We start from the raw sequence: 12527 nt of genomic DNA, 5'->3' as shown, positions 1-12527 counted from the left end.
TCAGCCCTTGTACGACTCGGGGGTCATGCGGGTGGCCACGCCCATCCGGTTCCAGGCGTTGATCGTGGCCACGGCGATGACGAGGGCGGCGAGTTCCTGGTCGTCGAAGTGTTCGGCGGCCTGCTGCCAGATCTCGTCAGTGACGTCGTCGGTCGAGAGTCTGGTGGCGGCCTCGGTGAAGGCCAGGGCGGCCCGCTCCTTGTCGGTGAAGAAGGGAGCCTCCTGCCACACGGCCACGGCGTGCAGCCTGGCGTCGGACTCGCCCGCCTGCTTGGCGTCGCTGCTGTGCATGTCCACGCAGTAGACGCAGCCGTTGATCTGCGAAGCGCGTAGTCGTACCAGCTCCAGCAGGGGCGCGGGCAGCGTGCTGTGCCTGACGTACCGGTCCAGGCCGGCCATGGCTTTGTAGGCTTCTCCGGCGAGTTCGCCAAGATTCATGCGCTCTGTCATAGCCCCAAATTTAGAGGCCACTTTGTCCCGACATAAGCTCCAATTTCCGGTTAAATGATTGGGCCAAGATGGATGTCCATATAAGTCTCCACGGCCGGGGTGACCTGGCCGCACAGGTCTACCGGCAGCTGCTGGACGCGATCCTCGACGGCCGCCTCCGATCGGGCGAACGCCTGCCGCCGACCCGCGAGCTGGCCAAGCGGCTGGAGATCTCCCGGAACACGGTCGCGGTCGCCTACGACCGGCTGGTGGCCGACGGTTTCCTCGTCGGCCGGGCGGGCGCGGGCACGTTCGTCTCCGCGGAGCGCGTACGCGCCAGGTCGGCACCCCAGGGCGTCGTACGCCCCCGCGCCATCTGGCGCTCCATGCCCACCGGCTTGCCAACCCCGACCCCCGAGTACGACTTCCGCGTCGGGTCGCCCGACGCGCGCCTGTTCCCGATGGAGACGTGGCGCAGGCTGGTGGCCCGCGAGCTCCGCACCAGCCTCGCCGGATATGCCGACCCCTCCGGCCATGAAGGTCTAAGGGACGCTATTTCACGACATATAGGCATCAGCCGCTCCGTACGAGCAAACGCCGACGACGTCCTGATCACCAACGGCGCCCAGCAGGCGCTCGACCTCATCGGCCGGGTGCTCATCGACCCCGGCGCCTGCGTGGCGGTCGAGGAGCCGGGCTACCCGCCCGCGCGCCTGCTGTTCCGCTCGCAGGGCGCCCGGGTGGCCGGAGTCCCGGTGGACGGCGAGGGCATCGACGTGGCCGCCATCCCGAACGCCGCCCGGATGGTCTACGTCACCCCGTCCCACCAGTTCCCGCTCGGCACCCCGATGTCGCTGGCCCGCCGCGCCGCGCTGCTGGCCTGGGCCGAACGGCGGCGCGCGGTGATCGTCGAGGACGACTACGACAGCGAGTTCCGCTTCGGCGACCGGCCGCTGGAACCGCTCCAGAGCCTGGACCGGGCGGGCCGGGTCATCTATGTCGGCTCGTTCTCCAAGACGCTGCTGCCCATGTTGCGGCTCGGCTTCCTGGTCGCCCCCGCCTCGCTCATGCCCGCCCTGCGCGCCGCCAGGCAGCTGACCGACTGGCACGGCGAGCTGCCCACGCAGGCCGCGCTGGCCCGCTTCATCGACGAGGGCCTGCTGGCCAGGCACATCAGGAAGGCAACCCGCGAGTACGCCGCCCGGCACGCCCTCATCGCCGACGCCCTCGCCGGCGACGACCGGCTGCGCCTGGTCCCCTCGGTCGCGGGCCTGCACCTCTGTGCCCGCTTTGCCCCAGGAGCGTCCGTACGGCCGTCGCCCCGGCTCGCGGTGGAACGGCTCGACGCCTACTGCGGCGAGACGCCCGCCCAGAACGGCCTGGTCCTGGGCTACGGCGCGATCCAACGGTCCGAGATCGCGGAGGGCCTCCGCCTGCTGACCGGCTAGAAGTGCTTACGGCTCCGGCTCCAGAACCGCCGCGTCCGCTCCCCCGGCAGTTGCGGCTCGTCCGGCGGCGTCGGCTGGCGGACGATCACCACCGTCGTCTTGGCGTGCCGAGCGCAGTACATGCTGGTCGAAGGCAGGAACAACCGGCTCAGCACCCCCCGCTTGCCCCGCCCGAGCACCAGCAGATCGCCCTCACGCGCCAGATCGACGAGGTGATAGCCGGGATCGCCGACCCGGCCGACCACCGCCGTGGTGAGGTCGGCGGGCAGCCCACCGGCCACGTCGTCGAACACCCCCGCGATCACCTCGTTGCACCGCGCCTCCTCCCCTGCCCTGATGGCGTGCTGCACAGGCAGCGCCTCGGGGAAGGGGTGCATGGGCGCCCGGCTCACGTGCACGGCGATCAGCGCCATCCGGTGCAGCCGTGCCGCCCCGATGGCCCATGCCAGCGCCCAACGCGAGGCCGGAGATTCGTCCACTCCCACGATCAGCCTCGCTCCGCCGGGCAGGTCCTGATCCACCGCGACCCTCCTCGAAGAAGTACTCGACCATAGTGCGCCTCCCCCCTGGTTACCGGGAGGTGGCACTTTGCGAACTCTGGAGTCGTTCGCGATCCCCGGCGTAGCATGCGTGGGTGGAACGTGGGTGGGTGCAACCCCGTCCCGCCCTCGACCGGCGGCTCGACGGGGCGCTGACGCACAGGCTCACCACTTTGGTGGCCACCACGGGCTACGGCAAGTCGATCGCCCTGACGAGTTGGAGCGAGGATGTCGGGGCGGTGCTCCACCGGCTCGGGCCCGCCGATCGCGACCTGACCACGCTGGCCGGGGCCCTGGTCGCGGCCCTGTCGGAGGCGGTTCCCGACCTGCCCGCCGAGCTCGCGGCCGCCGCCGAGTCCCCGCTCGGACCCGACGCCGACGAGCTGTCCAGAGCGGCGGCGCTGGCGGGCGCGCTGGCCGAGGCGCTGGCCGGGCGGCTGCGCCGGGGACTCGCCCTGGTCTTCGACGGCATCGAGACGATCATCGGCGCGGCCGGCTCCGTACGTTATGTCGAGACGCTGATCCGGGCGGCCCCTCGCCATCTGCACGTGGTCACGGCCTCGCGGGCGCCGTTGCCGTTCCCCACGGCCCGGCTGCGGCAGGACCATGAGGTGCTCGACCTCGACGCGACCGACCTCGCGCTCACGATCGACGAGACCACGGCCTGGGCGCGCGATCGGCTGGGCGAGCCGGGGGGCGCGATCGCCGCCACGCTGCACGACGCCTGCGGCGGCTGGCCCGCCGCTGTACGCGCCGCGCTCGACGCGCTGGCCCGCACCGATCCCGCCGCCTGGCCGGGCACCGCCGCGGGCCTGGCCGCCACCTCCGCCACGCTGGAGCGGCTCACGCTGTCCGCGTTCGACGACCTGCCCGCGAGCATGCGCGAGCTGCTGCGGGCGGCCACCGTACTACCCGTGCTCACCGACGACCTCGCCACCGCACTGGGCGCCCCGCCCGACACGCTGGCCTCGCTGACCAGCCGGGGCCTGTTCCTGGAGGCCGGCCACGACGGGCACCGACCGGCCGCGATCAGCGGACACGGGCCGACCCTGACCAATAGTTACCGGTTAACGGCCACCAGCGCCCACGTACTGGCCGCGCACGCGCCGCTCGACCGGCACGAGGCGCACGACACGGCCGCCGTCGCCGCCCGCTGGTACGTCGAACACGACCAGCCCGAGCTGGCCCTGCGCGCCGCGGTGGCCACCCAGCACACCACGCTCGTCACCTCGCTGCTCGGCACGCACGGCCCGCACCTGGCCGAGCGCGGCGACGACGTGGTGGCGGCGCTCGGCCTGCTGCCGGAGCCGACCAGGCAGGCGCCCGCGATGCAGCGCCTGGCGGGCATCGCGGAGCAGAACCGCGGTGACTGGAACCGGGCGCGAGCCCTGCTCGCCCGCGCGGCGGCGACCTCGGTGTTCGACGCGTTCCTGGCCAGGCGGCTCGGCCTCATCGACCACCTGCGCGGCGACCTCGACTCGGCCATCGCCATCTACACCAGGGGCTTCGAGTACGGCCTGCCGCCCGCCGACGCGGCGATGTGCGCGGCCTCCACCGCGTCGGTGCTCTGGCTGAAGGGGGACCGGGCGGGCTGCGCCGAGTTGGCGGACCGGGCGCTGGAGCTGGCCAGCGCGCTGGGCGATCCGGGTGCCATGGCCGCGGCCTGCACCGTACAGGCCATGCTCGCCTCGCTCGACGGCGACCGGCGGGCCAACGATGCCTATTACCTGAGGGCGCTGGAGTACGCCGAGCGGGCCGGGGACGTCGTCCAGCTCATCCGCATCCGGGCCAATCGCGCCTCCTGCCACCTCGACGAGGGCGCCTACGCCAGGGCGCTGGCGGAGGTCGAGATCGCGGCCAGGCTGTCCGATCTGGTGTCATTCGCCCCGTACGCCGCGCTGAACATCGCCAACCGGGCCAAGGCGCTCATCGGCCTCGGCCGGCTGGAGGAGGCGGCGATCGACGCCGCGGACGCGGCGGCCCGGTGGGAGGCGATGGGGTCGCGGTTCGTCGGCTACGGGCTGATCCGACTGGCCGACGTGCAGGTGCTGCGCGGTGACCGCAGGTCGGCGATGGCCATCTACCGGCGGATCATCGCGGACGCCGGCGCGTCCGGCGAGGTCCAGGAGCTGTCCAACGCGCTGAACAAGCTGGCCGTGCTGCTCGCCGACGACGATCCCGACGAGGCGGCCCGCGTGGCCGCGCGGGCGCTGAAGCACGCCGAGGGCATCGCCGGGGTGAACGCCAGGCTGGTCGCGGCCCGCGTCGCACTGGCTGCCAGGCGCTATGACGAGGCCAGGACGCTGCTGGCCGAGGCCGAGCCCGTCGCCGTGCGGCGCAGGGACCACGCCGCCCAGGCCGCGATGGTGGAGCTGCGTGCCGAGCTCGACGGCGACTCCCTGCTGGCCGACGAGGCCGTGCGCCGGTGGTCGGCGCTGGGCGATCCGGTCGGCCGGGCCAGGGCCGAGCTGATCAGGGCCGCGCTGGGCGACGCGGTGACCGGCCGGGAGGTCGCGCACCGGGTCAGGGGCCGCATGCACGCGATCGGCTGCCGGGCGCTCGATGCCAGGATCGACGCGCTGGTCGGCCGGTTCACCCCCGCCGCGGAGGCTCGGGTGCTGGTCGAGACCATGGGAACGTTCCGAGTGCTGCGTGGCGCGGTGCCCGTCGCGCGTACCGCCTGGCAGTCGCGCAAGGCCCGCGACCTGCTGAAGATCCTGGTCAGCCGCCGGGGTGCGGCGATCAGCAGGGAGCGGCTGGTGGAGATCCTCTGGCCGGACCAGGAGGGCGACTCGGTCGGGCTGAAGCGGCTGAACGTGATGGTGTCCACGCTGCGGGCCGTGCTCGATCCGGCTCATGTACGTCCCGCGGACGAGTTCGTCGTCTCCGACGAAGGCGCGCTGCGGCTCGACCTGGCCAACGTGGACGTCGACGTGGAGGGGTTCCTCGACCTGGTGGGCTCGGCCGTACAACTGGATCAGGCGGGGCGGCCGGTGGAGGCGCTGGCGCGGTGGGCGGAGGCCGAGGCGTCCTACGGGGGCGACTTCTGCGAGGAGGACCCGTACGCCGACTGGGCCGTGGGGCTGCGTGAGGAGGCCAGGCTGGCGTACGTGCAGGCGGCCGCCAGGCTCGCGACGGCGCGGGCGGCCGAGGGACGGCACGACGAGGCGGCCCGCTACTGGCTGCGGCTGCTCGAACGCGACCGCTACGACGAGCGCGCCCACCTCGGCCTGGTCCGGGTGCTCGACTCGGCGGGCCGGCGCGGCGACGCGCGCCGGCGCTACGCCCTGTACGCCGAACGGATGCGTGAGCTGGAAGTGGAGCCCGCGCCCTACCCCACCTGAACCTGACCTGAACCGTTCGGCGAGATGGTGCCGAAATGAGGACGGTCATCGTACGGCTGGTCGAGCCGGAGCAGTCCGGCGGCCAGCTTCGCGGGCTGCTCGAAGAGGTCGGGGGCGAACCGGTGCCGTTCAGCGGGAGCGAGGCGGTCGTCGACCTGCTACTCTCCGCGGCCGGGCTGAAACCGGATCAGCCCTGAACCTCCCGCGAACCTTCCTCACCACCATCAAGGGTGAGAGGAGGCACGATGAGCGAGCAGCTGGGGAGCGCATGGCCGTTCGTCGGGCGAGGGGGCCAGCTGGCGACCGTACGGGAGACCCTGCGGTCGAGAGCGGGCGTGATGATCGCCGGGGACGCGGGGGTAGGCAAGAGCAGGCTGGCGGCGCAGGCGCTGTCCGGTCTTAAGGGGTACGGGGTGGTCCGTGCGCTGGGTACGGAGACGGCGGCGGTGATCCCGTTCGGCGCGTTCGCGCACGCGCTGACCGGGCCGCCGGGCAGCGGGGAGAACCTGCTGCGGTGGGCCGCGCAGCACCTGCGGATCAGCGCGGGGCGGGACGAGCTGCTGGTGAGCGTGGACGACGCGCACCGGCTCGACCCGGCGTCGGCGGCGCTGGTGCACCATCTGGCGGAGAGCGGCACCGCCAGGCTGCTGGTCACGGTACGCAGCGGTGAGCCGCTGCCCGCGCCGGTCGCCGCGCTGTGGAAGGACGAGCTGCTCTGCCGGATCGAGCTGCCGCCCCTGACCGTGGCCGAGGTCGGGGAGGTGCTGACCGGGGCGCTCGGCGGGGAGGTGGCCGGGCCGACCGTCAGGCACCTGGCCAGGGTCAGCGAGGGGAACGTGCTCTACCTGCGCGAACTCGTGCACGCCGGCCGTACCGCCGGATGTCTGACCGAGACCGACGGTCAGTGGCGCTGGCAGGGCGAGCTGTCGATGACCACCCGGCTGCGCGAGCTGGTCGACGCCAGGATCGGCCACCTCGACCAGGACGAGCGCGAGGTGCTGGAACTGGTGGCGTTCGGCGAGCCGCTCGGCACCGAGCTGCTGGTCTCGCTCACCTCGCCGAGCGCGACGGAGCGGGTGGAGAACCGCGGGCTGATCGTGGCCGTCCGCGACGGGCAGCGCGAGCACCTGCGGCTCGGCCACCCCCTCTACGGCGAGGTGGTACGCGGCGGCTGCGGCACGCTGCGGACCCGGCGGCGGCTGCGGATGCTGGCCGAGGCGCTGGAGGCGAGCGGGCTGCGGCGGCGCGAGGACGTGCTGCGCGCGGCCGTGTGGCGGCTCGACAGCGGCTCGACGGCCGAGCCGGACATGCTGCTCGTCGCCGCGGGCCTGGCCTGGGCCAGGCAGGATCCGCGCCTGGCCGCCCGGCTGGCCAGGGCCGCGATGGAGGCGGGGGCGAGCGTGGCCGCGGTCGCGCTGCTCGGCCAGGCGCTCATGGTGCTGGGTGACGCCGACGCCGCGCTGACGGCGCTGCGCCAGACGGCGCCGGCGGCCGTCACCGAGAGCGAACGCGCGCAACACGCCATCAGCCTGGGCCTCAACCACGCCTGGGCGGGCGCCCTCTCCGAGGCGTGTCAGGTGCTCGGCGAGGCGGCGCGCACCCTCACCGACCCGGCCTGGCAGCAGGAGGCGCACATCTACCTCGGCGTGGCCGAGTTCTGGGCGGGCCGCACCACCAGAGCCGTCGAGTCGCTCGACCGGGCCCGCGCGTGCACACCGATCACGGTACGCGGCGCGGCGCACGTGGCCGCGCTCGACGCCTGGTCCAGCGCCTACTCGGGGCGGACCGAGCGCACCCTCGCGGTCGTCGAGCAGGCCCTGGCCGAGGCGGACGGCTGGGGGGACGAGACGCCGCACGCGCTGCCGACGATGCTCGACGCGCGCTGCGCCGCCGAGACGTTCGCCGGGCAACTGGACGCGGCGGAACGCACCGCCGACTACGGCATGGAGCTGGCCGTGGCCGAGCTCTCCGTCTCCGGGTTCGGGGCCTTTCGGGCGCTGGTCAGCAGGCTGCGGGGCGATGCCGAAGGCGCCGTACGGTGGAGCCGCGACGACGCCGCCGGGCTGCACGACCGCTCTCCGTACCGGGGGCGGTGCCTGGCCGAGCAGGCGCACGCTCTGGCGCTGCTGGGCAGGACGGCGGAGGCGCGCGAACTGCTGCCCGAGGCCGAGGAGCTCGCCTCCCGATGGGCGTTCACCCGCCATCCGACGCTGCAGGCCGCGGTGTGGGTGACGGCGGGCTGCGGAGACCTGGACGGGGCGGTACGCCTGTGCCTGTCGGCGGCCGACGTCGCGGAGAAGCACGAGCAGTTCGGGCACCTGATGTTCGCGCTGCACGATCTGGTGCGGCTGGGTGTTCCCGGGCTGGCCGCCGACCGGCTGTCCGCGCTGGCCGAACGGGTGGACGGGCCGCTCGTCGGGCTGCTGGCCCGGCACGCGCGGGCCACCCGCGACCCCGAGGGGCTGCGGGGGGTGGCGGCCGAGTTCGAGCGGCTCGGGATGATCCTGTACGCCGCCGAAGCCACCGCTCAGGAGTCCGCCGCCTACCGCGCTCTGGGCCGGGGCGCCCTGGCCAAGGGGGCGCAGACCAGGGCGTGGGCCCTGGCCAGGCGTTGCCCGGGGGTGTCGACGCCCGCGCTGGTCGAGCTGGCCACGCCCGAGCTGACGCCGCGGCAGCGGGAGATCGTCCAGCTCGCGGCGGCCGGCCTGACCAACCGGCAGATCGCCGACCGGCTCACGGTCTCCACCCGGACGGCCGCGAACCACCTGCAGGCCGTGTACGAGAAGCTCGGCGTCAACGACCGGGCGGAGGTGGGGCGGCTGCTGACGTCTCTCTAGACCGACGCCCGGTCCCTCAAAGACCGGTCCCTCAAAGACCGGTCGCTCGAGGACCAGCGCCAGGTGGTCCTAGACCAGCGCCAGCAGGCCGTCGTGGAAGAGCGCGCGCTCGTGCTCGGTGATCGCGCCGTACGGCGCGGCGGCCCGCTGGTTGGTCTCCCGCTCGATCCGGTCGCGCAGGGGCCCTGGCCCGAGCGCGACGATCTCGGCGGCGGTGAGCCCGGCGGCCCGCCAGGCGGCGGCGTGCGCGTCGGCGCGGTGATAGCGCAGCGCGGCGAGCCGGTTGAACAGCAGCACGCCCGCGGGCGTGCCCACCGGCTCGTACGGCGGCGCCATCGCGGCAAAAGCGCCACCGGGCTCGCCGCTGGGATCACCACCAGACTCGCGACCAAGCTCGCCTCCGGAATCGCCACCGGCCGCGTCCACCACCCGTCCAGCCAGGTCGGCGAACGTCTGGAGGTCGCGGCCCGCCCAGATGCGCTCGGTGGTGGCGGCGTGCACGGCGTAGAGCCCGTCGATGAACGTCAGCGCCTTGGCCGTCGGCCGCAGCGCGCCGTCTCCGTCCTCCGCCAGCGTGCCCTGTCCCAGGTGGTCCCGGATCTCGGCATCGAGTGAGGCCGCGTCGCCGTACCGGTAGATGGTGGCGAGCGAACGTCGGGTCAGCGGGCGGAGGGGGAGCGTGAAGCGCAAGTCGATCAGGAAGCCGGGCAGCAGTCCCGCCACCTCCTTGCGGGCCGAGGCGTGCACGTTCACGTGGACCGCGTCGATGACGGGACCGATGGTCGCCGCATACTCCGACAAGTCATGAAATTTCGGCATCGGGCGTCATTATGCCGGTGGAAAAGCGGTGGTGTTCATCAACGGCGCGGCCGATGCTGGGGCGGTGGACCTTCACGAGTACGTGAGCTACGACGCCGTCGGCCTGCGTGACCTGATCAGGACCGGCAAGGTACGCGCCGCCGAGGTCGAGGCCGTCGCCCGGCAGGCTCTGGAGATCGCGAACGCGCAGGTGAACGGCCTCACGCTGCCGCTGTTCTCGCCGGCTCTGGACCACGCGGCCGACGGGCCGTTCGCCGGGGTGCCCTTCCTGATCAAGGATCACGGGCCCGTCGCGAAGGGCGTGCCGTTCTCCCTGGGCAGCAGGGCACTGCCACACGTGGTGGCCGACCACGACACCGAGCTGATGCGCAGGTTCAGGGCCGCCGGCCTGGTCACGCTGGGCCAGACGACCGCCCCCGAACTGGCGCTCAGCTTCAGCACCGAATCGGTCCGCTACGGGATCACCCGCAACCCGTGGGACCTGGAGCGCGGCGCCGGCGGATCGAGCGGCGGGGCGGCCGCGCTGGTCGCCGCGGGCGCCGTGCCCCTCGCGCACGGCAGCGACGGGGCCGGCTCCATCAGGGTGCCCGCCTCCTGCTGCGGCCTGGTGGGGCTCAAGCCGACCAGGTCCCGCACGGCGCCGGGGCCGGACATGGGCGAGCTGATGTTCGGGATGGCGGGCGAGTTCGCGCTGACCCGTACCGTGCGTGACTCCGCCCACCTGCTCGACGCGATCCACGGGCCGGGTGTGGGCGACAAGTACACCGCCCCGACGCCCTGGCGACCGTACGCGGACGAGCTGAGCGCCGATCCGGGCAGGTTACGCGTCGCGGTGACCACGCGGGCCTGGTCGGGCGTCCCCGTCGACCCCGAGGTGGCCGAGGCCACCGTCAAGGTCGGCGAACTGCTGGCGGAGATGGGCCACCACGTCGACGAGGCGAGTCCGGTGCTCGACTGGGACGACGTCCTGCACAGCCTCCTCACGGAGGCCATGGCCATTGCCTCCACCCTGCTGCTCGCGCCCGGGGAGCCCGACCCCGCGCTGCTCGAAACCGGCAGCAGGCTGATCCTGGAAGCCACCCGGCGGGCCGGCGCGCTGGACCTGATCACCGGCTTCCACGCCCAGAACCGGCTGACCCGATCGGTCGCCGCCTTCTTCACCGACTACGACCTGCTGGTCACGCCCACCCTCGGCCAGTTGCCCGCGCCGCACGGCACGTACGACTACGACGCGCCCCGGGAGAGCTTCAGGGATTGGCTGGACACGATCTTCGCGTACGGGCCGTTCACGCCGCCGTTCAACGCGACCGGCCAGCCCGCGATCAGCCTGCCGCTGGGCCGGAGCGAGAGCCGCCTGCCGATCGGCGTGCAGGTGGTCGCCCCCTACGGCCGCGAGGACCTGCTCATCAGGGTCGCCGCCCGGCTGGAGGAGGCCCGGCCGTGGCCACGCTGCGAGCTCATTCGGGCGACATGATCTCGTAGAGGTTGCCGACCGCGTCGGTGAAGAACAGCCCACGCGGGCAGAGCGGGTGGTCGATCCGCCCGTTGTCGGGGGTCGCGGGATGGTTCCCGTACGGCACGCCGCGCTCCTGGATGCGGGCCAGGATCGCATCGAACGTGGCGGGATCGACGTCGAAGCCGAAGTGATGCCCCTCGGCATTCTCGACGGCCATGTAGTCGAACGTGAGGTGCTCGCCGACCCGCACAGGGGCGAAGTGCCCGCGAGCCCCCATGGGCGGCAGGCGCTCCAGCCCCATGATCTCGGCGAAGAAGTCGGCCTCCCGGTTGTTGTCGGCCGCGGGAACGATCGTGTGGTTGAGGGAAACAGTCACGCCAACTCCTCCTTGATGGCTCCGTGCAGGAACACCTCGACGAGCTCGCTCGTGGGCAGAACGGCCGACCGGACGAACAGCAGGCCCAGGAAGACCTTGCTCACCTTCTCGGCGGGCAGCCGCAGCAGCGCCTGGTCCGGTTCGAGCAGGTCGGCGATCGCGTCGCCGATCAGCTGCATGGACGCCTCGCGGCTGCCCGGCTGCGGACGGACGCCCGGCTCGCCGCGCCGGTGACCGGTGGAGTGCAGGACTCCGGCCACGGTGCCCATGCGCGCCAGGTGGGCGGAGAGCGCGTCCGCCGCGTCGGCGAGCCGCTCGGCCAGCGGCTGGTCGAGCGGGATGGAGGCGATCTCCGTGACGGCGTGGTCGGGCCGCATCGCCTCGACCATGCAGGCGTCGAGCAGCTCGTCCTTGTCGGCGAACACGCGGAAGATGGTGGCCTCACCGATGCCCGCCGCTCTGGCGATCTGGCTGGTGGTGACCGCGGTGCCGAACTCGGCCACCAGGGGGAGGGCGGCGGCGACGATCATCGCGCGGCGCTCCTCGGGGCTCATTCCCGGCGCCCTGCGCCGGACGGGTTTCTCACTCATGCGGACCATGGTACGGAGTGAGTGCTCACTCCGTCAATACCGGAGTGAGTATTCACTCCGATGCTTGATCGCGGAGCGGCCGATGGCCGTGGCATGATGACGGCACTGTGACCCCCGGCCTGCCTTTCCGCCTCGCCCGCACCTCGGTGTTCGCCGTGGTGTGCCTCGGGCTGGGTGTGGCGGCGCACGCGTTCGGTGGCGGCACGGTCGGAGCTCCGGCCATGGGCGCCGCGCTGGGGCTGTCGTTATCGGCGGCGTTCCCGCTGTCGGGGCGCGAGCGGACGGTGGGCACGATCCTGCCGCTGCTCGGCGGCCTCCAGGTGGTCCTGCACCTGCTGTTCTCGCTGGCCCACACCGCCTCGCCGATCGCGGCGATGGGCCACCTCCACTCGGGCCTGGTGCCGGGTCTCGGCATGCTGGTCGCGCACGGCTGGGCCATCGGGCTGACCGCCCTGTGGCTGGCGCGCGGCGAGGCCGTGCTCTGGGGTCTGCTGCGCCGCCTGGCCGTACGGCTGCTGATCATGCTGCCGTCCGTGGTCCGGGTACCGTTCGCCGCTCCGTGTACGACGGAACCGCCGGTCTTCCGCTCGGCCGTGCTGCGGCACGTGGTCTCCGGGCGGGGTCCGCCGATGGTCGTCGAAACCACCTGACCCCCGTTTCGACGACCACGCCCGGCGGGGCGCGCTTTC

General features: G+C 73.1%; 11 protein-coding genes. 6 read left to right on the top strand and 5 right to left on the bottom strand.

Features of this window, described 5'->3' with window-relative positions; all coding sequences use genetic code 11:
* Positions 1 to 450 carry a carboxymuconolactone decarboxylase family protein gene (locus KLK06_RS11245; protein WP_214635292.1) on the bottom strand — a complete coding sequence of 150 codons (450 nt, stop codon included), beginning with the start codon at positions 448 to 450 and terminating at the stop codon, positions 1 to 3.
* 68 nt (positions 451 to 518) lie between these two features.
* Between KLK06_RS11245 and KLK06_RS11240 the strand changes: the two genes are divergently transcribed.
* Entirely contained in the window at positions 519 to 1877 is a 1359-nt protein-coding gene (locus KLK06_RS11240) for a PLP-dependent aminotransferase family protein (RefSeq protein ID WP_214635291.1), read from the top strand.
* Here KLK06_RS11240 and KLK06_RS11235 read toward each other — a convergent pair.
* On the bottom strand, positions 1874 to 2398 hold the full coding sequence (locus KLK06_RS11235) for a universal stress protein (protein ID WP_214635290.1): 525 nt from the start codon (positions 2396 to 2398) through the stop codon (positions 1874 to 1876). The genes KLK06_RS11240 and KLK06_RS11235 overlap by 4 nt on opposite strands.
* 113 nt (positions 2399 to 2511) lie before the next feature.
* Here KLK06_RS11235 and KLK06_RS62265 point away from each other — a divergent pair, with 113 nt between their 5' ends.
* The 3 genes from KLK06_RS62265 to KLK06_RS11220 are packed head-to-tail and all read left to right on the top strand — an operon-like array spanning position 2512 to position 8597.
* Positions 2512 to 5760, top strand: coding sequence for a BTAD domain-containing putative transcriptional regulator (locus tag KLK06_RS62265; RefSeq protein ID WP_214635289.1), 3249 nt, complete (start codon positions 2512 to 2514; stop codon positions 5758 to 5760).
* Between the two features lie 35 nt (positions 5761 to 5795).
* The gene (locus tag KLK06_RS11225) at positions 5796 to 5957 is read left to right on the top strand and encodes a hypothetical protein (protein ID WP_214635288.1); all 162 of its coding nucleotides are present in this window, start codon (positions 5796 to 5798) and stop codon (positions 5955 to 5957) included.
* 48 nt (positions 5958 to 6005) lie between these two features.
* On the top strand, positions 6006 to 8597 hold the full coding sequence (locus KLK06_RS11220; RefSeq protein WP_214635287.1) for a LuxR family transcriptional regulator: 2592 nt from the start codon (positions 6006 to 6008) through the stop codon (positions 8595 to 8597).
* A 69-nt stretch (positions 8598 to 8666) separates the two neighbouring features.
* Here the strand turns inward: KLK06_RS11220 and KLK06_RS11215 are convergent, their stop codons facing one another.
* Positions 8667 to 9416 carry a hypothetical protein gene (locus KLK06_RS11215; protein WP_214635286.1) on the bottom strand — a complete coding sequence of 250 codons (750 nt, stop codon included), beginning with the start codon at positions 9414 to 9416 and terminating at the stop codon, positions 8667 to 8669.
* Between the two features lie 28 nt (positions 9417 to 9444).
* On the opposite strand from KLK06_RS11215, the gene KLK06_RS11210 reads away from it, so the two are divergent.
* A complete protein-coding gene (locus tag KLK06_RS11210) occupies positions 9445 to 10890 on the top strand; it encodes an amidase family protein (RefSeq protein WP_308168192.1) in 1446 nt (481 codons plus the stop codon).
* Here KLK06_RS11210 and KLK06_RS11205 read toward each other — a convergent pair.
* On the bottom strand, positions 10874 to 11248 hold the full coding sequence (locus tag KLK06_RS11205; RefSeq protein WP_214635285.1) for a VOC family protein: 375 nt from the start codon (positions 11246 to 11248) through the stop codon (positions 10874 to 10876). The two genes, KLK06_RS11210 and KLK06_RS11205, sit on opposite strands and share 17 nt — an antisense overlap.
* Positions 11245 to 11838 carry a TetR/AcrR family transcriptional regulator gene (locus KLK06_RS11200; protein ID WP_250905176.1) on the bottom strand — a complete coding sequence of 198 codons (594 nt, stop codon included), beginning with the start codon at positions 11836 to 11838 and terminating at the stop codon, positions 11245 to 11247. The genes KLK06_RS11205 and KLK06_RS11200 overlap by 4 nt, the downstream gene beginning before the upstream one ends.
* Positions 11839 to 11945: 107 nt before the next feature.
* On the opposite strand from KLK06_RS11200, the gene KLK06_RS11195 reads away from it, so the two are divergent.
* Complete coding sequence (locus KLK06_RS11195; protein WP_214635284.1) at positions 11946 to 12488, top strand: MFS transporter; 543 nt, start codon at positions 11946 to 11948, stop codon at positions 12486 to 12488.
* Positions 12489 to 12527 lie beyond the last annotated feature (39 nt).

Source organism: Nonomuraea sp. NEAU-A123 (assembly GCF_018603905.1).
GTDB lineage: Bacteria > Actinomycetota > Actinomycetes > Streptosporangiales > Streptosporangiaceae > Nonomuraea.
This window is presented reverse-complemented; position numbering and strand designations above follow the sequence as displayed.